Genomic DNA, 25,067 nt, shown 5'->3' on the forward strand with positions numbered 1-25,067 from the left:
CGCGGGGCGCGCCCGGCGTTGGCCTCGCACTGGCCATTTCCGCCGTTCGCCTGTCTGCAGCTTCGGGCGACCGGCGCGACCTATATCATTCCCACCGCGATATCGCCGGTGTCGCGTGCGCTGATGTTCGCGGATAGCGTGAACACGGCGACTGGCGCGATCGCGACTAACTCGCTGCTGCGGGGCGCATTGCAACGGGCGAACGCACCGCGTGACAAATCAGTGCCGAGCGATGCGCAACTCGACGACCATGCGCTCGATCTGCCACTGCCCGGAACTGCAGGACCGTCACGCGCCGGTAGCCGGCGCTACATCTATGTGCGCGCAAAGTCATGCCGGTGGATGATGGGTGGGCGACGATCGGATCATGCAATCTGCACGCTACCTCGCTGTACGGTCATACCGAGATGAACGAAACGATTGGTAATCCTAAATAAGTATGCGCGCTACGCAGTCCGCAAATCAAAACGAGGCCTGCCGGCAGGTAATCGAATCAGACCGGAACGGTCTCGCCTGCAGCCTGGACCCGCGGACCTAAGGCACAGCGCGCGCGCCGCGCGCTCCAAGGTTAGAACAAGCGCAGCGCGAGCCCCCTTTCCCGCGCATCCTCAGGCAAAGCGGCTCAGCGAAAACGCCGACAGATCGATCTCGCTCGTACCTGTGAGGCAGCGCTGCGCCACCGCCTCACCGATCGCCGCCGAATGCTTGAAGCCGTGGCCGGAGCACGCCGACACCACCGTCACATTCCTGAGCGCGGGATGATCGTCGATGATGAAACCGTGATCAGGCGTGACCGTGTAAGTGCAGACCCGCGCCTTGGCCAGCTCCGGCGTCACGCCCGCGAAATTGCCCGCCACCTGCGCGCGATACATCTCATCCGCATCTGCCTGGCAGACCGAACGATCGAGTGTTTCGATCGACTCCAGCGGCGCATATTGCTCGGTCGCGATCTTCATGCTGCCTTCACCCGGAATCGGCGGAAAGCCATAACAGCTGTCGGTTTCCCGCGAACCATGAACGAGAATGAAGCTCGGCGACACGGCGGGGAAAATCACCGGCTCGGCCAGCTTGAACCAGAACAACGTCTGCCGGCAGACTTTCAGCAACCGGCTGAACGGCTCGCCTAACAGCTCAGCAGACCACATTCCGGCGCAGACAATCACTTTGCCGGCGACCAGCGTCCGATCGCCTGCCTGGATGCGAACCGCGTCGCCCTCCGGCTTCAATGCGGAAACTGTCGCGCCCGTCATCAAAGTCGCCCCGAGTGCCTGTGCGCCCGCCAGTTGCGTGGCGATACAGCGCTCCGGCCGCACGAAGCCGCCTTCGGGCTCGAAGTACCCCACCGCGCCATCACGGATCGGCCCGAATTGCGGGAAGCGCGCGCGAATCTGCGCCGACGTCAGAATCTCGTGATCGATGCCATAGGTACGTGCCAGCTCGATGGTGGTCGCCACGAAATCGGCCGCGCCATGCAGCGCCGGCGCCATCTCCGTCGACGACATCACGAGGACCCCGCACTGCTCGAACAAGGCTTCACCGCTTTGCGCTTCCAGCTCGCGCCAGATCTGCTGGGACCGGCGCACCAGCGGCACATACGCCGCGCCCTCGCCGACCGCCAGCCGCGTGATACGCGTGTCGCCGTGACTCGATCCCTGATCGTGCGGCGGAGCGAAACGGTCTATGCCAACGACTTTCGCGCCCGCTTTAGCGAGTTGATAAAGCGTCGCCGCGCCCATCGCGCCCAGCCCAACGACCGCAACATCGCATCGATCTTCAAGCACAGCAGCCCCCTTTATCCATTGACGATATTCGCGATCATACCTTCGTTCAGGGAAAACCCCGATCCTCAGCGAGTCCAATTCATACAATCATATATATGAATTTACGAGACCATCGAGCGCCTTACCGTGGACGACCGCATCCCCCGCTATCACCGTCTGCGCGACCAGTTGGCCGCGCGCATCGCCGCGCTCGAATGGCGGCCGCACGATCCACTGCCGACGGAACAGGAACTGGCGCTGGCGTATGGCCTCGCCGTGGGCACCGTGCGCAAGGCCGTCGATCTGCTTGAGCGCGAGGGACTCGTCGAACGCTTTCAGGGCCGCGGCACCTTCGTGCGCCGCGCGACCTTCGACCGGTCGCTGTTCCGCTTCTTTCGCTTTCAGTCGCCCACAGGCGAACGACGCGTCCCCGAGAGCCGCATTCTCGAACGCACGGTGACGAAAGCGCCCAAGGCAGTCGTGGCGCGCTTCAATCTGAAGACGGGCGCCAAGGCGATCCGGCTCGCGCGTTTGCGTCTGATCGACGACGCGCCCATCGTGGCCGAGCAGATCTGGCTGCCTTATGAGCCCTTCGTGGCGCTGGCCGATTGCCCGATCGAAGAATTCGGCGCGCTGCTCTATCCGTTTTACGAGCAACGCTGCGCGCGCGTGGTGGCGCGCGCCGACGAACGGCTGACAGTCGAAACCGCCGGCGAAACCGACATCGCGGCGCTGGGCGTGTCCGCGCACAGCCCGATCGTGGTCATCGAACGGGTGGCGTATGGCTACGACGGCATTCCGCTCGAATGGCGTCTGTCACGCGGCGCCGCGCAGCACTTCATGTACGAAATCGAAATTCGCTGAGCGTGCCGGAACGCAGTCGCGCAGTTTTTGGGGTTTAACCAGCAGCAGCGCCGCGATGCGGCGCGTGGAGTCCAGATGTTTTCCTGGTATAGCGAAGTATCGAAAGACGAGCGGCGCACCTTCTGGGCGTGCTTCGGCGGCTGGGCGCTCGATGCGCTCGACGTGCAGATGTTCAGCCTCGTGATCCCCGCAATCATCGCCGAATGGGGCATCAGCAAAACCCAGGCGGGGCTCGTCAGCGGTGTGACGCTGATCGCTTCGGCGCTGGGCGGCTGGATTTGCGGCGCGGCCGCGGACCGCTATGGCCGCGTGCGCACCTTGCAGATTACCGTGGCGTGGTTTTCCGTCTTTACGCTGCTGTCGGCCTTCGCGCAAAACTTTCCGGAATTCATTGTCCTGAAGGCCTTGCAGGGGTTTGGCTTTGGCGGCGAATGGGCAGCGGGCGCCGTCCTGATGGCCGAGACGATCCGCAACCAGCATCGCGGCAAAGCCATGGGCGCCGTGCAAAGCGCGTGGGCGATAGGCTGGGCCGCAGCCGTGCTGCTGTATGCGGGCGTGTTCTCGTTCCTGCCGCCTGCGATGGGCTGGCGCGTGATGTTCGCAGTCGGCATCGTGCCTGCCCTGCTTGTCATCTACATCCGGCGCAATATCAAGGAGCCCTTAGCACCCGCACCGAAGGTGAAGAAGGATACGGGCGCTATCGAACGCGTGCCGCTGCTGTCCATCTTTGCGCCGGACGTGCTGCGCATGACGTTGATCGGCGGTCTGCTCGGCGTCGGCGCGCATGGCGGGTATTCCGCGCTGACCACCTGGCTGCCCACCTTCCTGAAGACCGAACGGCACCTCTCCGTGCTCGGCACCGGCGGCTATCTGGCGGTGATCATCCTCGCCTTTTTCTGCGGCTGTCTGGCGGCGTCGGTCCTGCTCGATGCCATTGGACGGCGGCAGACCATCCTGCTGTTTTCGGTCTGCTGTGTGGCGACCGTGATCCTGTATGTGTTCCTGCCCATGTCGAACCAGGCAATGCTCGCGCTGGGTTTTCCGCTCGGCTTCTTTGCTGCCGGCATTCCGGCGAGCATGGGCGCGCTCTTCAACGAACTCTATCCGCGCGGCACACGTGGAACCGGCGTAGGCTTCTGCTACAACTTCGGACGCGTCGTCTCGTCGGGTTTCCCGGTTCTCGTCGGGCATCTCGCGAGCCGGTTTACGCTGGGCTTTGCGATTGGCATTTCCGCTGCCGTCGCCTATGCAATTGTTGCCCTGTCGATTTTCCTCTTGCCGGAAACGCGCGGACGTACCCTCACCGACGAACCCGCAGCCTGACGTCGACGAATGACCATGTCTAACGGCACGACCGCCTCGCCCAGCAACCTTCGTGGACACCCGGTCACAGGTATCGACGGCCACGCACACGTATTCGTGCGGGGCCTTTCGCTTGCCTCGGGACGGCGCTACGCGCCAGCCTACGAGGCCACGCTCGACGACTATCGCGCGATGCTCGCAAGCCTCGGGCTATCGCACGGCGTTCTGGTGCAGCCGAGTTTTCTCGGCACCGACAATCGCTTCCTGCTGTCGTGTCTCGACGCTTATCCCGCGCAATTGCGCGGCATTGTCGTCGTGGATCCGGCGCACGATCTCGTGCAGATCGACACGTGGCATGCGCGCGGTGTGGTGGGCGTGCGCGCCAATCTGATCGGCACGGCGCTACCGGACTTCGGCTCGCCGGCATGGGCCGCGTTTCTCGAACGTATGGTGGCGCTCGACTGGCATTTAGAAGTGCAGATCGAAGCGCATCGTCTGCCTGACATCGCCCCGGCTTTACTCCATAGCGGCGTGCGGATTGTCGTCGATCATTTCGGGCGTCTCGATCCCGCTCTCGGCCTCGATGATCCCGGCTTTGCCAGCCTGCTCTCGCTAGGCGCGACACGGCAGGTATGGGTGAAGGTGTCGGGCGCGTATCGCGTGAGTCCCGATCCGCATGATCCGGCGGCAGCCCTCGCCATCGCCACGCGCGCGTGGCCGGCGCTGCTGCGCGAATTCGGTGTCGAGCGTCTGGTGTGGGGCACGGACTGGCCGCATACGCAATTCGAAGACGTGCAGAACGCGCGTCTGACGCTCGATCATCTGCACGCCTTTGTGAACGAGCCGGAGCAGTTGCAGGCGGTGCTAGTCGATACCCCGGCGGCGCTGTTTCAGTTTGCGTAACGCGCAGCGCAGAAGATAACCAGCCACCACTTCCCGCTATTCCAGCCAGGCGACGGCGGTCGGCAGGACGATCTTCCGCATGAATGGCAATGCCTGGGCTTAACTTGCGGCCTTGGGCGAAGCCGCACCCGCCTCGCTCCTGACCGCGTTGCGCCGCGCCTTGGGCGGCACGCGGGACGGCAAAGTGGACAGGCGCATCACGTGCCGCAACGCCATCATCGCGCCAATCGCTTCGAGCACGCCGGCGGGCACCCACATGATCAGGCCGCCCAGGCTCTGATCCAGCGCGGGCGGCACGGAGGTGAAGGCCCGGCCGCATAGCGTGAAGATCGGATAAAGGTCCTGCGAGGAGAAGGTGATGATCGCGCCCACCAGAATCTGCGGCGTCATGGTGATGACCGGCGAAAGCACCCGCAGCCCCGGCCGGGTACGGCTCGGCGGACACGGACGGTGATCGAGCAGCATCCACCAATACAGCAGCCCGCTCACCGCCACCGACCAGTTCATGAACGTGTAGATGCGCCAGTCGAGCATGGCCACGAACTGAACCGACGGAATCAGCCAGAACACCACCGAAATAACGAAGGCCAACGAGATGAAGGCCGGATTCAGCACGACTGCTGCCAGAACCCGCGCGGGCTTCGTGCGCTGCCAGCGCCGCAGCGCGCTGCGCCAGCGCAGCGGCAAACCGGCGCGTAGCGCACTGCCCGGATAAGCGGCCATCAGGACCAGCGGCGCGAGATGATGCAGCACCAGATGCTGAAGCCGATGGACGAAGAACTGGTGCTCGGCGTAGTAATCGAGCCGGGTGTGCAGCGCAATATAGAAGAGCCCCAGCCCGATCCAGAACGCCGCCTGCCGGACCACGCTGATACGGATGCGGCGCGCGCCGCGCGCGAACAGCACCGCCACGGCGACGAAAACGGCGACGAGCACAAACGACGGCTCCCACGGATCAAGCAGGCTAATCAGCGACATGGCGAATTCGACGGTAACGGCAGGGCTGCGCGGGCCGATTCATGGCGCACATTCTCATGTGCCAGGATCGGGCCGAGCGACTTGCATGTTAGCAGGTGCCCGGCGAAGCGCCCGGCAAGGCAGCCGCCGACCGTGAAATCTTACTTCACCCGGCTAAATGGCGTGTCGCCCGCCATGGTCGGCAGGATGATCAGGTCGTGCTGTCTGTCGTAGGCGATGTCTTCCGTGTGGCCGCCCGTGTCGACTTCCAGCGAGCCGTTGCGGTACGAGGCCGAAATCACCGCCCCTTTCATGCCGCCGCCCGTGGTGTTGGCGATAATGAAACCGTCGTCGTTTCTCGTGATTTCGACGCTCTGGCTGGTCTTGGTACTCTGCCATTTGCCGACGAACTCGTCGCCTTCCTTGCTGCCGCAACCGCCGAGCACAAGAAGCGCCACGACGGCCCATATCACTGCACATCCCCGAATCATGAGGTCCCCCTCTGTTTTATGATCGTTCTATTCCCGTCGCGCGCCGCCGTGCGAGCACAAACATGTATTTCAATTGAATGAAAAATCAATGAAAAAGCAAATTGCATTCCAAACAATGTCCCGAATAATACCTAAAGACGACTCGACGTGGTTCACGCGAACCAATGAAATTTACTCATACAGCATATGCGCCACCCCGCTGCCAGGGCTGGGCATGTACACGCTGCGATCACAATAGTGCGCTAGCCCTGCTGGTCGCTGCGTGCTTCACCCATTGTTTCGACAAGGCGAAAAATGTCGCGAAAATTCTCAAATTTTTCTCAAACGAGATCGCTATGGGCAATTCAATGTGCTCTAATTTTTTAAAAATTAAAAATCCCCTTAACCTTGATGCATTTCGTAATCAGTCAACCTCTTGCGATGGTGGCCAATCGTTAGTGATCCTACATTTTATTGTGACTGATTGAAGGCGTGGTTGCCGCAGGCGCCGCGCGGCCTGCCAGCCAACATCGCCACACTCGAAGCGCCCCTCCGCTAACATACAAAACCCTGATAAAACGTCCGCTTTCGGAGACACCCCATGGACCGCGTCCCGCTGATCCGGCAACTCACTCCCACCGATCGCGACATATTCTTCCAGTTGCGCCTGCGCGCGCTGCAGGCGCATCCGGATGCATTCGCCCAGAGTCATCAGGAAGCGCTCGAGAAAGGTCCCCAGCAACACGACGCCATGCTGCAAGGCGGCGCGCACGCGGCGGACGGCAATTTCCTGCTTGGCGCCTTCATGGGGCAAGAACAGACGTTGACCGGCATGGTGGGACTCAAACGCCAGGAGCGGCTCAAGGAGCGCCACAAGGCCTCGGTCATCGGCATGTACGTCGCGCCCGAAGCGGCGGGGCGTGGTGTCGGGCGCGCGCTGCTCATCGACCTGCTTGCGCGCGCCGGCTGCGTGGAAGGGTTGCGGCAGATCCAGCTGGTGGTCGCGAGCCATAACGATGCGGCGCGCCATCTATATGAATCCGTCGGTTTTCGCTGCTACGGACGGGAAACCGGCGGCCTGTGCGTCGACGGAATGCTCAGCGATTCGGACCTGATGGCTCGGTTTATCTGACAACCGGGCGTTGTGCGCCCGCTACAAGGGCCGCCCAATATAGGGTTGTCATATCCGTCCATATAATAGAGGTCTCAGGTAAGGCAGCTTGTTGCGTCGTCCGGAAACATGCAGACGACACTGAAAATCCGCCAGACACTGCCCCTTCCGTCCCTAAATGCACCCTTGCACCCTCGTCTAGTCAACCAGGCGAGCTGACCATAGACGGACCCAACCTGTTACACGTTACATCTCACCCCGAATTTGTAACCGCACCTGTACCAAAGTGTTACAGCCGGATTTGTCCCCGCAAACGGCCTGGTGGGATGTATTTATTACTGAGATTTCTTCATTCTTTCTTTTGCCTTTCTATTCTAATTGCCTATTAGGGTTATCACAGGCAATCAAAGCGATTTCCTCATATCAATCGGTCAAAACGATCTTTCTCAAGCCCAGCGGGCGTCCGCGAGGGACAGGTGGGTGCCGCAAAGTCGTTGCGCGGCCTTGTATTACGGAACCATGAAAGAGTTACCGGAAAATGTTGTATTTTTGTGAGATATTTTTTTGAGAAGGTATTGATTTCCTGAAATGCACTTCATACAATTGCTTCCAAGGTGTTACGAGTTGTAACACCTTGTATCAAGAAGTCAGGACCGTACAAAGAAGTGAACGTAGCCGGAGGTCATCAGTGTCCGGCTAGGATACAAAAAGCATAACGGCGCAAAAAAGCCGATACAGCAATTCGGGGCTTCGGAAACACACAAAATGGACCGTAGCAGCGAGACGCGGGAATCTATCCGCGAGATCAATTTGTCTTACATCATGCTCGCGCAACGTATGTTGCGCGAGGACAAGCCGGTCGGGATGTTCCGCCTGGGCCTGTCGTCGGAACTGGCCGATTTGCTTGCCGGGCTGTCGCTCGCGCAAATCGTCAAACTGGCCTCTTCCGACCAGCTTCTGTGCTTCTTCCGTTTCAACGACCACGCCATGTTGTCAGCGTTGACGCAAACGACGAAGCACGCAGAAGTATCGCCGACTCATGCGGCTATCCTGTTGGCCGGCCAGCCAGCAGAGCAATTCGCTTAACGAGGTGACTGCGATGCTCAAGCGAAGCCTGACGGAAGACGCACAGGAAGTTTTTCGCGCCATTGCTCTGATCGAGCTCGGCGCGCGCATGCAGGTGCTCGAGAGCGAATTGACGCTGTCGCGCGACCGCATGATTCGCCTCTATCGTGAGGTGAAGGGCGTTTCGCCGCCCAAAGGCATGCTGCCGTTCTCGGCGGACTGGTACATGACGTGGCTGGCCAACATCCACGCCTCGCTGTTCTATAACACGTACCTGTTCCTGAAAAAGGAAGCACGTTGCACGCATCTGGACGCGCTGACGAAGGGTTACCGGCTCTATCTGGAACACTGCAAGCACAGTGAGACGGAACCGGTGCTGGATCTGACGCGTGCGTGGACGCTGGTGCGTTTCTTCGACGCCGATATCCTGCAACTGACGCCGTGCTGCCGTTGCACGGGCAAGTTCGTCGCTCACAAGCACGACTTGCAGCACAACGTCGTATGTGGCGCCTGCCAGCCGCCGTCGCGCGCCGGCAAGACCAAGAAAGCCGCCGCTGCGGCCAAGCTCGAAGCGCAAGAGGCCCTGGAGGCTCAAGAGGCGCTCGAAGCTACGCAGATCGCGCAAGCCGCCTGAGCCTGCGGTTGTTGGCCCGTGGCCGGCGTCGGCCCGCTGTCGTGCAGTCGGGCTCAAGCCGGTTCATCCAGTAGTTCTAGAAGTTCATTGCCCCGCAACATCGTGACCGCCAGAGGTTCTGCCAACCTCTGGTAGTGCGCCTTCCCTGTTTGCTCAAGCCCATCATGGCCTGCACTGTCGTGCCGTGCCCAGTTCCGGGCGGCGCTCAGCCGAGCCATCCTATGGTCTGCACCACCAGCCACAGGTTCGCGGCGGTAATCACGACAAACAGCGCCCACGCCAGCAACCGCGTCGGCAGTCGATTGGCGAATTCGCCCATCAGCGAGCGATCGTTGGTCATGCGGATCAGCGGATAGAGTGCGAACGGCAGTTGCAAACTCAGCACCACCTGGCTCGCCACCAGCAGCGTGCCGACCGCACCGTTGCCGAGCGTCTGCACGCCGATCAGCGCGGGAATCAGTGCCAGTGCGCGGGTGATGAAGCGGCGCTGCCAGCAGGGAATCTTCAGCTTTAAAAAGCCTTCCATGATCACTTGCCCGGCGACAGTGCCGGTGAACGTCGAGCTTTGCCCGGACGCGAGCAGCGTGATGGCGAACAGCACGGCCGCAAAACCGGTGCCGACGATCGGCGCCAGCAGCCGGTAAGCGTCCTCGATTTCGGTAACCTGGTTGTGCCCGGTGGCGTTGAACGCCGCCGCCGCGAGAATCAGGATCGCCGCGTTGATCAGCAGCGCGATCACCAGCGCGACGATCGTATCCAGCCGCGACAGGCTGATTGCCGACGCAATGCTGCGCGAGTCACGCTTGACGGCGCGCGTCTGCACGATCGACGAATGCAGATACAGGTTGTGCGGCATGACGGTGGCGCCGAGAATGCCGATCGACAGATAGAGCGGTTCGCGCGAATCGATGGCATGCCACGACGGCACGAGCCCCGCCATCACCGACGGCCAATGCGGATGCACGAGCACCAGCTGCACGATGTAACCCACGCCGATGGTGGCGATCAGGCCGAGAATGATCGCTTCGAGGTCGCGGAAATTTTTGCCCTTCAGGCCGAGCACGATCAGCGTATCGAACGCGGTCAGAATCACGCCGGTGGTCAGCGAGCACTTGAACAGCAGATGAAACGCGAGCGCGCCGCCCAGCACCTCGGCGAGGTCGCAGGCAATGATCGACACTTCAGCCAGCAGCCACTGCACGCGAGCGACGGCCGGCGAGTAACGGTTGCGCGACAGTTCCGCGAGATCCTGGCCGGTTGCAATGCCGAGCCGCATGCTCAGGCATTGCAGCGCCATCGCCGCCAGACTCGACAGCATCACCACGAACAGCAGGCTATAGCCGTAACGCGAGCCGGCTTCGATATCCGTGGCCCAGTTGCCCGGATCCATGTAGCCAATCGAAATCAGCAGGCCTGGGCCGGCGAACTGCAGAATGCGCTTCCATAACGGAGCGCCTTGCGAGACGGCGACTGTGCCCTGCACCTCGGATGGGCAGAACGGCGCGGTGGCGGTAGTCGGTAGATTGAACAAGCCGGTGACCTCTTGAGATAGACGTAGCAGCGGCGCCCAGCTCGGGGGGCCGCAGTCGACCTCAAGTGTACAAAGAAACGTCCGGCAATGTTCCATTCAACGCGTAACGACCGACGTCGCGCACGCGGTAGTCGAGCGGGTCGTGCAGCGTATGGACACGCGCATTGCGCCAGAAGCGGTCGAGTGCCAGCGGCGCATGAGTGGCGCGCGCCCCGCAGGCGTCGAACAGGTTCTGGCTGACATCGAGGGCTGCACGGTGCGCGAGAATCTTCGCTTCCGAAGTGGCGAGCGCCACATGGGCGCGTTCTTCGGCGGTGAGCGAAGCGCCTTTTTGCCAGGCGGCGTCGAGCGCCTGGGCGGCGCGCCCGGCCAAGGCCTCGGCGCCGATCGTCTGCAGACGCATCTCCCCAAAGCGTGCAATCAGGTAGGGGTCGTCGGTGGCTTTCTCGACGCCCGAGTTGATCCAGGGCTTGCCATTCTGCGTCACGTAGCGGCGCGCTTCTTCCAGCGCGCCCTGCGCAATGCCGACGAACAGGTTGACCAGCACCTGTTGCGCAACCAGCGTGCGTAATGTGGCGCGTGGCGTAGGCGGATTTTCGGAGCGGTGCAGGACCTCCTCCGCTTCGATCTTCACCTGCGCAAACGAGACGCTGCCGCTATCGGTTTGCCGCTGGCCGATCGGGTCCCAGTCCTCGTTCACCGTAATACCGTCGCGCGCGGTGGGCACCACCGCGAAAATCGGCTTACCGGTTTGCGGGTCGTGGGCCGAGACGGTCATCATCTGCGAGCCGCGCGTGCCGGAGCAAAAACCTTTCTGGCCGTTCAGGCGGAAACCGCCGTCCTGGGTTGCGCTCGCAATCAACCGCGTGTCGAGCGGATTGACGGCATTGCCCCACCACCAGCGCGCTTCGACCGTGCCGCGCAAATAGCGCGCCCGTTGCGCCTGATTGCCCCACAGGTCGACGCTCACCACCTGCAGACACTGAAAGCCGAGCAGATGCGCGAGCGCGCTATCGACACGGGCAATCGCGCGAATCGTTTCGTAGATCTGTGGCCACGCTGCGCCCGCGCCGCCGAATTCGCGCGGCACGGCGAGCGTAAGCAGACCGGCGTCCGCGATCCACTGCTTTTCCCTCGCGGCATGACCGCCTTCGCGATCGCGTTGCGCCGCGGTGGCGCGCAATGCTTCCAGCAGGCTCGACAGATCGCGCGGGGCCGCTGACGTCCGTGCGTCAAGCCCTGCGGGATGGCCCAACTCGTTCATGCAATCTCCAGATCAGCCGCGCTCGCAGCCAAGGCGAGCGTCATCGTGTCAGTATCGAATACGGCTGCATTATGCGCGTTTTCGTCGCGCAGATAGCCGGCTCACGCGCGGCGGCTGAGCCGCCGCACGAAGCGGTCGCCGACAAACTGCACGGCCGTCACGATGACGATCAGCAGGACGATGACCGTGACCATCACCGTGGTGTCGAAGCGTTGATAGCCGTAGCGGATGGCGAGATCGCCGAGGCCGCCGGCGCCCACCGCGCCCGCCATCGCCGACGAACCGATCATCGCCACCACGGTAATCGTAAAGCCGCCGAGAATCCCCGGCAGCGCTTCCGGCAGCAGCACATGCCAGATGATGTGGCGGCGCTGCGCGCCCATTGCCTGCGCAGCTTCGATCAGACCGCGATCCACCTCGCGCAGGCTCACCTCCGCGACGCGCGCAAAAAACGGAATGGCCGCGATGCTCAGCGGCACGATGGCCGCCCACACGCCGATCGTCGTCCCCACCAGCAAGCGCGTGAGCGGCAGCAACGCCACCAGCAAAATGATGAACGGCGTCGAACGGAACGCGTTGACCAGCGCGCCGAGCGTCGTGTTGATCGAACGTCGCTCGAAAATACCGCCGCGCGTGGTGGTCACCAGGACGAGCGCCAGCGGAATGCCGATCAGCGCGGCAATCACGGCGGACACGCCGACCATCACAAGCGTGTCGCGGATCGCCCCGGCGAGTTCGGAGAGCCACATGTCAGACATAACCGAGCACCTCGACGTAATTGGCATGCTGCCGGGCGCGGTCGACGAGCGCTGCGATTTGCGCATCGAGCGGCGCCGCGGCGGCGTCAGCGCCGTGTTGCGCGGCCGGCGTTGTTCCCACGCCCGAAGCAGCCCCGGGAATCTGCGCGGCCACCACCAGGCGCCCTTGCGCATGCCCCTGAATCCGGTCGATGCCACCGTGCACGAAGCTCACGCGACCGCCCGCCACGCTCAGCGCCTGCGCCAGCGCGCCGAGGTCCGGCTCGCGTTCATTCGTGCCGGTAAAGCGCACGTCGAGCAGCAACTGCGCCTCGCCGCCTTGCGTCAATTCATGTAACGGCTTGACGCGCGCGGCGAGATCCGCCGGCAGGTCGTGCACCAGCGTGCGCAATAGCGCGCGCGTTGCGTCGTGCTGCGGCGCGCCGAATACCTGCCAGACCGGCCCCGTCTCCACTACGCGGCCGCGCTCGATCACCGCCACCGTATCGCAGACTTCGCGGATCACTTCCATCTCGTGCGTGATCAGGATGACGGTCAGCCCAAGGCGGCGGTTGATATCGCGCAGCAGCGCCAGAATCGCCTGGGTCGTTTCGGGGTCGAGCGCCGAGGTGGCTTCGTCGCACAGCAGAATGTCGGGGTCGTGGACCAGCGCGCGAGCAATCCCCACACGCTGCTTTTGGCCGCCCGAAAGACTCGCCGGATAAGCGTTGCGCTTTTCGCTCAGTCCAACCAGATCGAGCAGCGCATCCACCTTGCGCTCGATGGCGGCCTTCGAGGCCCCCGCAATCTTCAGCGGCAAGCCGATGTTCTCGCGCACGGTCTTGGCCGAGAGCAGGTTGAAATGCTGAAACACCATGCCGGTGCGGCGCCGCAAGGCGACGAGGCGGCGTTCATCCAGCTCGCCCACGCTGATGCCGTTCACGCTGATCGTCCCGGAACTGGGTTTCTCCAGCCCGTTGACGAGCCGCAGCAAGGTGGATTTGCCCGCACCGCTGCGGCCGATAATGCCGAACACCTCGCCGCGCGCCACCTGCAACTGGATGTCGGCGAGCGCGGCAACGGCGCCCGGCGCATTGCCGAACACCTTGCCGATGCGGTCGAACACCACCGCCGGGCCTTGCGCCTCAGGCGACGCGGGCCGCGCCGACCACGCCGGCGCGGCCGCGATGAAACCGGGCGTATCGAATAGGGAGGGCATCGAATCCGTCCTTGTTAAAGCATCAGCGCCATCGTCGTGCCGACGAGCCGCAAGCTCATGCGGCTACCACGCGACCGCGTAGAGATTGCCGAACGCCTTGTCGAGCTCGGCGCGCACTTGCGGCGAATGCTGATAGATCGAAATGAACTTGAGGATGCGCGGATCGTTCGCGCTTTCCGGGCGCACCACAAACTGAATCGCAAAGATCTTGTTTTCGACGCCGTCGAACAGCAGCGCGCTATTCGGATCGGCGGTGCCGGCGAGCTTGATGAAGCTCGGATAACCCTCGGCGAGATCCACGTCGTCGAGCGAGCGCGCCAGTTGCGACGCTTCGAGCTGGACGATCTTCAGATGCTTTGGATTCTCGACAATGTCGAGCGGCGTCGCACGATAGTCGACCCCCGGCTTCAGCTTGATCAGCCCGGCACGCTGCAACAACTGCAGGCCACGGCCGCCGTTCACCGGATCGTTGGCAATTGCCACGGTGGCGCCGTCTTTCAGTTCTGCGAAACTTTTGACCTTCTTCGAATACAGGCCGATCTTCATGATGGTGCCGGGGGCAATTGCCACGAAGTTATAGCCGCCCTGCTTCTTCGCGTTCTCCAGAAACGGAATGTGCTGGAAATAATTAACGTCGATGTCCTTGTTGGCGAGCGCCGCGTTCGGCGTATTCCAGTCGGTGAATTCGATGATTTTGACGTCGAGCCCTTGCGCCTTCGCTTCGCGCGCCGCTTCCTGAAGCGCGCCGATCTGCGGCGTGGTGGCGATGCCGATTTTCAGCGTCGGCGTGTCGGCGGCAGCATTCGACGCCGCACCGGCGAACATCAGTGTCAATGCCACGGCGACGGCACCGCTCAGGCGCGCAAACGATGCCTGCGATTTCAGGCGCGCGATGGAATTGGAAAAACGCATGATGGACTCGTTCAATGAAGTGTTTGCGACACGCGAGCGAACGCCGCGGCATGCACGAATACACGCAGCAGGTCAGCAGCCGGCAGGATCAGAGCCGCACGCGCGGCCGGAAAGGCGTGATGCGCCGCTGGATTAGCGCGGACAACGGCACGGTTGACAGGTCATCGCCTCTCTCCAGATGAGGTGCGGACCATGATAGACGCCCCATAAGCGGCGGTCTACGAAGGGATTTTGCAAAGGAAATCGCGCCAGGCGATATACGAAAAGAAAAAGGGCCGAGCGCGCCGCTCAGCCCTTCTTCACACTACAACTACCGCGGCAATGGCCGTTACTGCTTCGCCACTTGCTGCGGCACATCCTTCACAGCGGCCGTGGTGGCCACTACGGCGGAAGCCGGCGCGGCCGCCACCGGCACAGCCGAAGCCGCGCCATCGGCACCCCAACCGCCGCCCAGCGCGCGAATCAGGTTGACCGTCGAGACCGCCTGCGTGCCCTCCAGATGGCTCGCCTGCAGCTGCGTCTGCAGCACTTGCCGCTGGCTGTCGATCACGTCCAGATAGCTCACCTGGCCTTCCGTGTACTGCGTCTGCGACAGATGCGAAGCGCGTTGCGATGCATTTACCGCGTCGTTCTGCGCCTGGATCTGATCGTCGAGCAGACGCAGGTCGGAGAGGTTGTCCTCGACTTCCTTGAACGCCACCAACACCTGCTGACGATACTGCGCCACGTCTTCGTCATACTTGCTGCGCGCCTGGGCCAGATTCGCCTTGCGACGCCCGCCGTCGAAGAGCGGCAAGGTCAGCGCCGTGCCGGCAAACGGTCCGAGCAGGAACGTCCGGCTCGACCACATGAACAGATCGCCCAGCGTGGCCGACTCGAACCCAGCCGCACCGGTAATATCGAGCTTCGGGAAGAATGCCGACTTCGCCAGCCCGACCCGCGCATTGGCCGCAGCCATGGCGCGCTCGGCAGCCGCCACGTCCGGGCGACGTTCGAGCAACGCCGACGGCAGACCCGGCGGCACGCGTGCCGTCACCGGCGCGAGCGGCGTTTCCGGGAACGAGAAGTTGGCCGGCGCCTTGCCGAGCAGAATCGCGAGGCTATGCTCGGAGGCCGCCCGTTGACGCGCCACGCCCACTGCATCGGCACGCGCGCTTGCCAGTTCGTTGCGGGCCTGCGCCAGATCCAGCTCGCTGATATCGCCTTCGGTAAAGCGACGCTGAATCAGCTTGAGCGTGTTTTCGCGCAACACCACCGTCTGACGATACAGGGTCTGGTCTTTATCGAGTTCGCGCAACTGGAAGTAGTTCTGCGCGACATCGGCCTGCAAGGCCAACTGCACCGAACGGAACAGCGCCTCGCTCTGCTGCGCATCCGCCTGGCTCGCATTCACATTCGAACCGACGCGGCCAAACAGATCCGCTTCGTACGACACGGTGCCGTCAGCGCGCCACAAAGTCGTGGTTTCCGAACCATTGCTCTGCGGCAGGAACTGCGAAGCCGACGACAAGGTCTCGCGCGTCGGGCCAAAACCCGCGTCGAACTTCGGGAACCAGTCGGAGCGTGCCGCCTTCAGCGACGCCCGCGACTCCTGTACGCGTGCCGCCGCTGCCTTCAGGTCCTGGTTGGCATCGGCTGCCTGCTGCTCCAGATCGTTGAGCGCGGGGTCGCCGAAAATGCGCCACCATTCGCCACGATGCACGTCGTCGGCAGGTTGTGCCTGCTTCCACGTACCCGCGTCTTGCGGCGCGATGACCGGGGCTTCCTTGAACGCCGCGGATGTGTCGACGTCCGGACGCTTATAGGTCGGCTCCACCGAGCAGGCTGCGAGCAGTGCGACCAGCAAACCGCTGGCTGCCGCCCGGCCCCACCCTGGTAATGATTCAAACCGTTTCATTGTTTTTCTCCTCAAGCATCCGTGACCGGCAACGCGTAGTGCGGCGAGTCTTTTTGCGCGACGTGAACCTTGCCGCCAGCCAGCGTGCGCAGCACCACATAAAACACAGGGGTCAGCATCAGGCCGAACAGCGTGACGCCGAGCATGCCGAAGAACACCGCGATCCCCATCGCATGACGCATTTCCGAACCGGCCCCGCTCGACAGCACCAGCGGCACCACACCCATGATGAAGGCGATCGACGTCATCAGAATCGGCCGCAAACGCATGCGGCTCGCTTCGATAGCCGCCGACAACGGCGTGTGGCCATCGTGTTCGAGCTCGCGGGCGAATTCGACGATCAGAATCGCGTTCTTCGAGGCGAGCCCCACCAGCACCATCAAGCCGATCTGCGTAAAGATGTTGTTGTCGCCATGCGTGAGCCATACGCCGGTCAACGCGGACAACAAGCTCATCGGCACGATCAGGATCACCGCGAGCGGCAGCGTCAGGCTTTCATACAACGCGGCCAGCACGAGGAACACCAGCAGCACGCTGATCGGGAACACCCACATGCCCGCATTGCCGGCTATGATCTGCTGATACGTCAGGTCGGTCCATTCGAGCTTCACGCCACGCGGCAAGGTTTCCGCCGCGACACGCTCGGCCGCGGCCTGCGCCTGGCCCGACGAGAAGCCCGGCGCCGGTCCACCGTTGATGTCGGCCGCGGTGTAGCCGTTGTAGCGCACCACCATTTCCGGACCGAAGGTCGGCGTCACCGTCACCAGCGAAGACAGCGGCACCATTTCGCCTGCGGCGTTACGCGTCTTCAGTTGGCCGATGTCGTCGGCACGTTGACGGAACGGCGCATCAGCCTGCACCCGCACCTGATACACACGGCCAAAGCGGTTGAAGTCGTTCACATACAGCGAGCCCAGATAGATCTGCATGGTGTCGAATACGTCCGTCACCGGCACACCTAGCTGCTTGGCCTTCACACGGTCCAGATCCACGTTGAGTTGCGGCACGTTGATCTGATAGCTGGAGAAGGTCGGTCCCAGTTCAGGCGTGGTGGCGGCCTTCTTGATGAAGGCTTCCGTCGCCTTGTTCAGTTCCGCGTAGCCCAGTGCACCGTGATCTTCCAGCTGCATCTTGAAGCCGCCCAGCGTCCCCAGACCCAGCACCGGCGGCGGCGGGAACACGGCCACGAACGAATCCTTGATCGCGCCATACTGCTGGTTCAATGCGCCGGCAATCGCACCGGCGGAAAGCGCCTTGTCACCACGCTCCTTGAACGGCTTGAGCGTGACGAACACGATGCCCGCGCTCGAACTATTGGTGAAGCCATTCACCGACAGGCCCGGAAACTCCACCGCGCTTTCGACACCCGGTTGCTTCAGCGCTATCGCGCTCATATCGCGGATCACCTTTTCGGTGCGGTCGAGCGAGGCGCCATTGGGCAACTGCGCAAACGCGATCAGGTATTCCTTGTCCTGCGCCGGCACGAAGCCGCCAGGCACGACGTGCGTGATCAACACCGTCGCGCCGAGCAGGATCGCGTAGATTGCGAGCATGCCGCCCTTACGGCGCAACACACCCTGCACGCCCTTGCCATACGAGGTCGAACCGCGATGGAACACCTTGTTGAAGCCGCGGAAGAAGCGACCAAACACGACGTTCATCGCCCGCGTCAGCCAGTCTTCCTTCGCGCCATGACCACGCAGCAGCATCGCAGACAACGCGGGCGACAGCGTCAGCGAGTTGAATGCCGAAATCACGGTCGAGATCGCGATGGTCACCGCGAACTGCTTGTAGAACTGGCCCGTAAGACCCGTCATGAACGCCAGCGGTACGAACACGGCCACCAGCGTCAGCGCGATGGCGATAATCGGTCCGCTCACTTCCTGCATGGCTTTGTACGTCGCATCGCGCGCACTTAGGCCGGCCTCGATATTGCGTTCGACGTTCTCCACCACCACGATCGCATCGTCCACCACGATCCCGATGGCGAGCACCATGCCGAACAGCGACAACGCGTTGATCGAGAAACCGAACGCCAGCAGCAGCGAAAACGTCCCCACGATCGACACCGGCACCGCAATCAGCGGAATGATCGACGCACGCCACGTCTGCAGGAACACGATCACCACGATCACCACCAGCGCAATCGCTTCGAGCAGCGTGTGAATCACCGCCTCGATACTGGAGCGCACGAACTGGGTCGGGTCATAGACGATCTGGTAGTTCACGCCCGCGGGCATGTCTTCCTTCAGCTCCTTCATCGTCGCGCGCACCTGGTCCGAGATCTGCAGCGAGTTCGCGCCCGGCGCCTGGTTGATGGCGAGCGCCACCGCCGACTTGTTGTCCAGCAGCGAACGCAGACCATATTCCGACGCAGCCAGCTCGATGCGGGCAATATCGCGCAGGTAAGTCACCGCGCCATCCGGCGCCGTCTTGACGACGATGTCGCCAAACTCGCCGGTAGTCTGCAGACGGCCACGCGCATTCACCGACAACTGCAACTGCGTGCCCGGCAGCGACGGCGACGAACCCACCTGACCGGCCGCTACCTGAATGTTCTGCTCGCGAATCGCGTTGACCACATCGGTGGCCGTCAGGCCGCGCTGCGCGACTTTCTGCGGATCGAGCCAGATACGCATGGCGTAGTCGCCGGAGCCCCACAACTGCACTTCGCCCACGCCCTGGATACGCTCCAGGCGGTCCTTGACGTTGAGCACTGCATAGTTGCGCAGATACGTCATGTCGTACTGGTTGTTCGGCGAGATCAGGTGGACCACCATCGTGAGCGTCGGCGAGCTCTTGATGGTCGTCACGCCGAGCCGCTGCACGTCGTCCGGCAGACGCGGCAGCGCCTGGTTGACGCGGTTCTGCACGAGCTGCGTCGCAAGGTCCGGATTGGTGCCGAGCTTGAAGGTGACCGTCAGTGTCAGGTTGCCGTCGCTATTCGCTTGCGACTGCATGTACAGCATGTTCTCGACGCCGTTGATCTGCTCTTCGAGCGGTGAGGCCACCGTTTCGGCGATCACCTTCGGGTTCGCGCCCGGATACTGCGCGTGCACCACCACCGAGGGCGGCACGACTTCGGGGTATTCGGAGATCGGCAGCTTGAAGAGCGAAATAATGCCCGCCAGCAGGATCAGGACCGATAGCACGCCCGCGAAGATCGGCCGGTCGATGAAGAATTTGGATATGTTCATGAGAGGCTCTTGAAATTAAAGCGCTGGGAAGCGGCGCGCAGAAAGCACCCGTTGAGCACGCAGCTCACGAGTTCTTCTGCGTCTTCGCATGTCCCTGCGTCTGTGCCACTGATGCGCTGTCCGCATCGTCGTCGCCGTTCATCGGCACGGCGTGCGCCCGCACGGTCTCGCCCGGACGCACACGCTGCGTACCGTTGACCACAATGCGATCGCCGCTTTGCAGGCCTGATTTGACAACGCGCAGATTGCCCTGCATCGAACCGAGCTGCACCTCGCGATAGACCACCTGGTCGCTCTTGTCGACCACGAACACGAACTTCTTGTCCTGGTCGGTGCCTACCGCCGCGTCGTCGATCAGCAGCGCCGCGTGTGGCGCGCTGCCGCTCACCTTGACGCGGGCATACAGGCCCGGAATCAGCGTGCCGTCCTGATTGTCGAAACGCGCGCGCACGCGGATCGTGCCGGACGAGGTATCGAGCTGGTTGTCGACCGAATCGATCACACCCGTGCGCGAATAGCCCGATTCATCGGCGAGGCCCAGTTGCACCGGCACCTTGGTGCCGTCTTTCTCGCGGCCGATGTATTGCAGATAGGTCTGCTCGTCCGCGTCGAACGAGGCGTAGATCGGCGAGACCGAGACCAGCGTCGTCAGCGGCGGCGAGTTTGCACCCGCGGACACGACGTTGCCCACCGTGATCTCGGCACGCGAGACGCGGCCCGATACCGGCGCGATCACCTTCGTATAGCCAAGGTTGATCTGCGCGCTTTCGAGCGCGGCTTGCGCGGCCTTGACATTGGCGCTCGCGCCGCGCGCGGCGTTCTGCTTTTCGTCGTAGTCGCGCTTGGCAATGGCGTTATCGCCGATCAGGCGTTGCGCGCGTTCCCAGTCGCTCTGCGTATAACCGGCCTGCGCCTGCGCGGCGGCCAGTTGCGCGGCAGTGCGGTCCACTTCCGCCTGATACGGGCGCGGATCGATCACGAACAGCGTGTCGCCCTTCTTGACGAGCGCCCCGTCCTTGAAATTCACCGAGACGATCGTGCCCGACACCTGCGGACGCACGGCCACCTTCTCGACCGCTTCGAGGCGGCCCGAATAGCTTTGCCAGTCGGTGATGGTCTTCTGGATGACAGCCGCCACGTCCACTTCCGGCACGGTGCTCGGCGCGGCCTGGGCGGGCGAGCTCGCATCGACGCGAATCGCGCCGAACGTACCCAGCCCCGCAATCACGACAACACTCAGAACAGCTAGCGCCAGACGATGGCGCTTGGTAGAGAAAATAGACATGAACGGCTCCCGTCTTTGTTAAGTTAGTTAGTTAATTGGATTGAAATGGCTTAGCGTTGAGCGCGCGCGTCGAAACGCCACTGAAAAAAGCGCACCGCTTCCTGCAGCGCGGCCGTGTGGTCGGCCAGCGCGGCGTGCGAGACGCTCGGATAACGCACCACCTGGGTCAGCACGCCGGCGCCGATCAGGTTGCTGGCATATTTCTCGGCTTCGACGTGCAGCACGTCGTTTTGCGCGGTGGCAATCAGCGTGGCGGGCAAACCCGCCAGACGCGACGCTTCCAGCGGTGCGGCATACGGATGCATGCGCTGCGAGGCTTGCGGCAGATACGCGCGATAGCAGGCGGCGCATTCCCTCGCGGTGATGTCGGAGCCGAGCCGCTGTTCGTCGCCGAGGCGCGTCAGGCTGGGGTCCAGCATCGGCCCGAACAGCGCCTGCGCGCTAATCCGCACATCGCCGCGATCGCGCGCGATAAAAGCGAGGCAATTGGCAATCTGGCCGCCCGCGTCGTGGCCGGCAAGGCCGATGTGCTTGACGTTGCCGCCGAACGCCCGCGCGCGCGTCTGCACCCACAGCGCGGCGCGATGCGCATCTTCGGGCGCGGCGGGAAACGGAAACTGCGGCGCGAGAGAATACCCCACCGACACCACCAGCGACGGTAAGTGCTCCGCGAAATAGCGCGCGGCGAAGTCCGCCTGATCGAGCGAGCCGCGCACGAAACCGCCGCCGTGAAAATAAAGCAGCACGGGCAAAGTGCCTTTACTGGCCGGCCGATACAGACGTAAGGTGATGTCCTGCGCGTGCCCCTCGATGGTCACGTCGGTTACTTCGAGCGACGCGCGCAACATTGGTGCATCCGCCACCTGAGCAAGGTCGGCAGGCACCAAAGAGGAGTACGGCGGTTTGACTGCATTCATATCGAACGGCGCAACACGCATGTAACTGGAATGGTGCGAATTGTGGGTTCGGCAGACTCCTAAATAAATGCCTATAATCCGGCAACACAATTCGGCGTGCCCAAACAATCGATTTCGCGCCCGGTCAATCGGGACTAATCCCTGCCTGTTCGATTGCGTTTGCGGGCCGCCCGCCCCTTTGGAGGTTAGCCATGGACCGTCTTCAGGCCATGCAGGTGTTCACTCGTGTCGTGGACACGAACAGCTTCACCCGCGCCGCGGAAACGCTCGATCTGCCGCGCGCCTCGGTCACCACCATCATCCAGAACCTCGAATCGTTTCTCGGCACGCGCCTCATGCACCGCACGACGCGGCGCCTGTCGCTGACGCCGGACGGGGCGGCTTACTACGAGCGCTGTGTGCGCATTCTCGCGGACGTCGAGGAGACCGAAGCCAGCTTCCAGAGCGGCAACAAGAAGCCGCACGGCAAGCTGCGCATCGACATGCCCGGCTCGATCGGCCGCCTGCTGGTGATTCCTTCCCTGTGTGAATTCCACACGCGCTACCCGGATATCGACCTGCAACTCGGCCTGACCGACCGCCCGGTCGATCTGCTGCAAGAGGGTGTCGACTGTGTGGTGCGGGTCGGCGCGCTGCAGGATTCGTCATTGGTGGCGCGCCGGATCGGCATTTTCGAAGGCGTGACCTGCGCCGCGCCCGCCTATCTGGAGAAGTACGGCACGCCGCACACGCTGGAAGATCTCGAGTCGCACAGCGCGGTAAATTATTTTTCGAGCCGCACCGGACGCGTGCTCGACTGGCAATTCATGGTGAACGGCAAGGAAGTCGAGGTGAAGATGAAGGGCACGATGTCGGTGAACGACGCGGACGCCTACGTCACCTGCGGCATCGAAGGCTTCGGCCTGATCCAGCCTCCGCTCTTCATGGTGCTGCCGCATCTGGAGTCGGGCCAGCTGGTTGAAGTGCTGCCCGAACATAAGCCGCTGCCCATGCCGATTTCGGCGGTGTATCCGCATAGCCGGCATTTGTCGCCGAAGGTGCGCGTGTTCGTCGACTGGATTGCGGAACTGTTCGACCGTTGCCCGTTGCTGAGCGGCCGCACCAGCCTCGACACGCCGTGCACGAAACGCACGTTCGAGCAGCGCGAATCCGCGCCGGCGCTCGATACGCCGGTGATGACGGAGTGGGTCGCCTGATCCGCCCCGCAATATCAGGCGGTTCTAACTAAAGTCTGAAGAAAGGCAACCGCGGCCGCTGTGCCGCGATTGCCCCGCGATTGTTCCGCTTCCCTGACAATTCATTTCGCTGATCGCAGATTTATCCGCCGGGCGGCGAAGTCTACATTTCACCCTGTCGCAGCGCTGCAAGGCGCCGCCGTTAAATCGACCGACAGGGTGAATCATGAAACGCAATTTCTTCGCAGCCGTTGTTCTCTCGCTGGCCGCCAGTGCGCCGGCTTTCGCGGGCGGTGGTGGTATTGGCCGCGCCGGCAGCTACGGTGGGCCGACCAACGTGGGGCCGAGCCAGGTCACGCGCGCGGAAGTCAGGGCGCAAATCGACACCGCTTACGAAAATGGTACGTTGCCCGCGCTGAACAAGCCCACCTATCCGAATCTGAGCCTCGAAGGCCAGCGCCAGGCTGCAAATTTCGCAGCGGACGGCAAGCCCGACGAAGGCGCCTCGCGTCTTGCGCGCGGCGAATAATCGAACGAGGCAGGAGCGCGATCATGAGCCCATCAGAACTCGATCACTGGAATAGCGACACCCCCGTGTGGATTCCGTTTCGGTCGACGCAGCGAACGCAGCAGCCCCAACGTTGAGCCAATGCGTTCGATGCAGGCAGCGAGCGGACGTGTCGCAGCGAACGTGTGCAGCCGACACGCCCGCTTGACGCGCCTCATTGCTGCGGCACGCCCTCACGCCACTGACTCCAGTGCGTCACGATCTGCTGCACCAGCGGATTGCCCGCCCGAAACAGATTGTCGATTGCAATCGTGAAGCCGCCTTGCGCCGCGTAGTTGAGCAGGTTGTCGACGCTCGTCTGACCTGCATACGGCCGGTCGAAGTCCGAGCCGGCGCGCAGCACCGCCACGCGGTTGAGGTCGACGCGATGCACGCTTGCCGCGCGCTTGAGCGCCTCATACGTCGCGTTGTCTTCCTGCTGAGTGGTGCAGTACACGCCTTTGCCGTCGGTCAGGAGCTTCGTCCAGTCGCGCGCACGCTCGCCGAGCAAGGTGCCGGACCACCATGTGTCGCCCGCGAGCGTATCGCATTGGATCACCGAAGGCGGCAAGTTGGCCGGCGCATAGCCGTAACGGGCGCGCGCGGCTTGCGCTTGCGCGCTGTCCGTCAACGTCGCGTTGCGCGACAGGGCAAACGCCGCATCGGCCAGTTGCGGATTCAGTTGAAACGCTTCCGTGCGATAGTCGAGCGGCGGCTTCTGCTGTGGATTTTGCGTGTTGATGCCAAGATAGCCCGTGTTCCAGTTGGGCGGAATTTCACGCGCGTCGATTTCCCACTGAATGCCGAAGTCCACCAGATACTTCGCCCACGCCGCCGAGCCCACCGTGCCACGCATCGGATCGATGCCGGCAATCCCGGCCACCATGAAATACGTGTGCCGCAAATCGAAGCGCGACGAAAACGTCAGCGCCATCAGTGACGCGGCCGCATTCGCGTGTCCCATGCCGGTCGTCATCACGCACACGTCCTGGCGGTTGCAGTGAACTACGGGATAATCGGGCGAGAGGCCGTCGACGGGAATGTCCTGCCACGGTCCGAGATGATCGAGCCAGACCTGTCCTTCCGGGCCGAACATGGAGACGATCATCACCTTGACCGGGCGGCCGTGTGAAGCGTCGGCGCCTGGTGTCGAGGCGGCGTCATCGGCCTGCGCCGGACCGGTGGAGACAGCGGTGCAAGCCGCGAACAGCAATGCGGTGCTTGCCGCGAGAATACGAGTCAGCATCGGTGTCCTTCCTTTGTTCTGGTATGCGGTTTGGGAGGGCTTTGTATAGAAGCGCGGACGCTGCCCATGCTTCA

General features: G+C 62.8%; 22 protein-coding genes. 9 read left to right on the forward strand and 13 right to left on the reverse strand.

Going from position 1 to position 25,067, the window contains the following annotated elements:
• Nucleotides 1-411, forward strand: a 411-nt coding sequence (locus FQ755_RS37875) for a hypothetical protein (RefSeq protein WP_222105803.1), incomplete at its 5' end; no start/stop codon positions are given.
• A 197-nt stretch (nucleotides 412-608) separates the two neighbouring features.
• Here FQ755_RS37875 and solA read toward each other — a convergent pair.
• Complete coding sequence (gene solA / locus FQ755_RS30295; RefSeq protein ID WP_222105804.1) at nucleotides 609-1,781, reverse strand: N-methyl-L-tryptophan oxidase; 1,173 nt, start codon at nucleotides 1,779-1,781, stop codon at nucleotides 609-611.
• A 126-nt stretch (nucleotides 1,782-1,907) separates the two neighbouring features.
• Here solA and FQ755_RS30300 point away from each other — a divergent pair, with 126 nt between their 5' ends.
• The 3 genes from FQ755_RS30300 to FQ755_RS30310 all read left to right on the forward strand — a co-directional run bounded on the left by FQ755_RS30300 (nucleotide 1,908) and on the right by FQ755_RS30310 (nucleotide 4,829).
• On the forward strand, nucleotides 1,908-2,624 hold the full coding sequence (locus FQ755_RS30300) for a GntR family transcriptional regulator (protein WP_260858931.1): 717 nt from the start codon (nucleotides 1,908-1,910) through the stop codon (nucleotides 2,622-2,624).
• Between the two features lie 75 nt (nucleotides 2,625-2,699).
• Nucleotides 2,700-3,947, forward strand: coding sequence for an MFS transporter (locus FQ755_RS30305; RefSeq protein WP_144159750.1), 1,248 nt, complete (start codon nucleotides 2,700-2,702; stop codon nucleotides 3,945-3,947).
• A 15-nt stretch (nucleotides 3,948-3,962) separates the two neighbouring features.
• A complete protein-coding gene (locus tag FQ755_RS30310; protein WP_144159753.1) occupies nucleotides 3,963-4,829 on the forward strand; it encodes an amidohydrolase family protein in 867 nt (288 codons plus the stop codon).
• 99 nt (nucleotides 4,830-4,928) lie between these two features.
• Here FQ755_RS30310 and FQ755_RS30315 read toward each other — a convergent pair whose 3' ends face one another.
• Nucleotides 4,929-5,807, reverse strand: a complete 879-nt coding sequence (locus FQ755_RS30315) for a cytochrome c oxidase assembly protein (RefSeq protein WP_144159756.1) — start codon at nucleotides 5,805-5,807, stop codon at nucleotides 4,929-4,931.
• A gap of 140 nt (nucleotides 5,808-5,947) precedes the next feature.
• Complete coding sequence (locus tag FQ755_RS30320; protein ID WP_186308698.1) at nucleotides 5,948-6,259, reverse strand: hypothetical protein; 312 nt, start codon at nucleotides 6,257-6,259, stop codon at nucleotides 5,948-5,950.
• Nucleotides 6,260-6,857: 598 nt separating this feature from the next.
• On the opposite strand from FQ755_RS30320, the gene FQ755_RS30325 reads away from it, so the two are divergent.
• From FQ755_RS30325 to flhC, 3 genes are all read left to right on the forward strand, one after another.
• Nucleotides 6,858-7,388 carry a GNAT family N-acetyltransferase gene (locus FQ755_RS30325; RefSeq protein ID WP_144159762.1) on the forward strand — a complete coding sequence of 177 codons (531 nt, stop codon included), beginning with the start codon at nucleotides 6,858-6,860 and terminating at the stop codon, nucleotides 7,386-7,388.
• A gap of 744 nt (nucleotides 7,389-8,132) precedes the next feature.
• Nucleotides 8,133-8,453 (forward strand): flagellar transcriptional regulator FlhD, encoded by a 321-nt coding sequence (flhD, locus tag FQ755_RS30330; protein WP_144159765.1) that lies wholly within the window; start codon nucleotides 8,133-8,135, stop codon nucleotides 8,451-8,453.
• Between the two features lie 13 nt (nucleotides 8,454-8,466).
• Nucleotides 8,467-9,066 carry a flagellar transcriptional regulator FlhC gene (gene flhC / locus FQ755_RS30335; protein WP_144159768.1) on the forward strand — a complete coding sequence of 200 codons (600 nt, stop codon included), beginning with the start codon at nucleotides 8,467-8,469 and terminating at the stop codon, nucleotides 9,064-9,066.
• A gap of 205 nt (nucleotides 9,067-9,271) precedes the next feature.
• On the opposite strand, the gene FQ755_RS30340 is transcribed toward flhC, so the two are convergent.
• From FQ755_RS30340 to FQ755_RS30380, 9 genes are all read right to left on the reverse strand, one after another.
• Nucleotides 9,272-10,597, reverse strand: a complete 1,326-nt coding sequence (locus FQ755_RS30340; protein ID WP_260858932.1) for an Nramp family divalent metal transporter — start codon at nucleotides 10,595-10,597, stop codon at nucleotides 9,272-9,274.
• Nucleotides 10,598-10,658: 61 nt separating this feature from the next.
• A complete protein-coding gene (locus tag FQ755_RS30345; RefSeq protein ID WP_144159774.1) occupies nucleotides 10,659-11,861 on the reverse strand; it encodes an acyl-CoA dehydrogenase family protein in 1,203 nt (400 codons plus the stop codon).
• 101 nt (nucleotides 11,862-11,962) lie between these two features.
• Nucleotides 11,963-12,619 (reverse strand): methionine ABC transporter permease, encoded by a 657-nt coding sequence (locus FQ755_RS30350; protein WP_144159777.1) that lies wholly within the window; start codon nucleotides 12,617-12,619, stop codon nucleotides 11,963-11,965.
• Entirely contained in the window at nucleotides 12,612-13,817 is a 1,206-nt protein-coding gene (locus FQ755_RS30355) for a methionine ABC transporter ATP-binding protein (RefSeq protein ID WP_144159780.1), read from the reverse strand. The genes FQ755_RS30350 and FQ755_RS30355 overlap by 8 nt, the downstream gene beginning before the upstream one ends.
• Nucleotides 13,818-13,880: 63 nt before the next feature.
• A complete protein-coding gene (locus FQ755_RS30360) occupies nucleotides 13,881-14,729 on the reverse strand; it encodes a MetQ/NlpA family ABC transporter substrate-binding protein (protein WP_144159783.1) in 849 nt (282 codons plus the stop codon).
• A 328-nt stretch (nucleotides 14,730-15,057) separates the two neighbouring features.
• Nucleotides 15,058-16,626 (reverse strand): efflux transporter outer membrane subunit, encoded by a 1,569-nt coding sequence (locus FQ755_RS30365; protein WP_144159786.1) that lies wholly within the window; start codon nucleotides 16,624-16,626, stop codon nucleotides 15,058-15,060.
• A gap of 11 nt (nucleotides 16,627-16,637) precedes the next feature.
• Complete coding sequence (locus tag FQ755_RS30370; RefSeq protein ID WP_144159789.1) at nucleotides 16,638-19,823, reverse strand: efflux RND transporter permease subunit; 3,186 nt, start codon at nucleotides 19,821-19,823, stop codon at nucleotides 16,638-16,640.
• Nucleotides 19,824-19,887: 64 nt separating this feature from the next.
• Nucleotides 19,888-21,108 carry an efflux RND transporter periplasmic adaptor subunit gene (locus tag FQ755_RS30375; protein ID WP_144159792.1) on the reverse strand — a complete coding sequence of 407 codons (1,221 nt, stop codon included), beginning with the start codon at nucleotides 21,106-21,108 and terminating at the stop codon, nucleotides 19,888-19,890.
• 50 nt (nucleotides 21,109-21,158) lie between these two features.
• Entirely contained in the window at nucleotides 21,159-22,025 is an 867-nt protein-coding gene (locus FQ755_RS30380) for an alpha/beta hydrolase (RefSeq protein ID WP_144159795.1), read from the reverse strand.
• A gap of 191 nt (nucleotides 22,026-22,216) precedes the next feature.
• Here FQ755_RS30380 and FQ755_RS30385 point away from each other — a divergent pair, with 191 nt between their 5' ends.
• Both FQ755_RS30385 and FQ755_RS30390 read left to right on the forward strand, forming a co-directional pair.
• The gene (locus FQ755_RS30385) at nucleotides 22,217-23,221 is read left to right on the forward strand and encodes a LysR family transcriptional regulator (RefSeq protein WP_144159797.1); all 1,005 of its coding nucleotides are present in this window, start codon (nucleotides 22,217-22,219) and stop codon (nucleotides 23,219-23,221) included.
• A 205-nt stretch (nucleotides 23,222-23,426) separates the two neighbouring features.
• Nucleotides 23,427-23,729, forward strand: a complete 303-nt coding sequence (locus tag FQ755_RS30390; protein WP_144159800.1) for a DUF4148 domain-containing protein — start codon at nucleotides 23,427-23,429, stop codon at nucleotides 23,727-23,729.
• A 193-nt stretch (nucleotides 23,730-23,922) separates the two neighbouring features.
• On the opposite strand, the gene FQ755_RS30395 is transcribed toward FQ755_RS30390, so the two are convergent.
• Nucleotides 23,923-24,993, reverse strand: coding sequence for a purine-nucleoside phosphorylase (locus FQ755_RS30395; RefSeq protein ID WP_144159805.1), 1,071 nt, complete (start codon nucleotides 24,991-24,993; stop codon nucleotides 23,923-23,925).
• Between the last annotated feature and the right edge of the window lie 74 nt (nucleotides 24,994-25,067).

This window comes from Paraburkholderia sp. BCC1885, from assembly GCF_900996235.1.
In the GTDB taxonomy this organism is placed as follows: Bacteria; Pseudomonadota; Gammaproteobacteria; order Burkholderiales; family Burkholderiaceae; genus Paraburkholderia.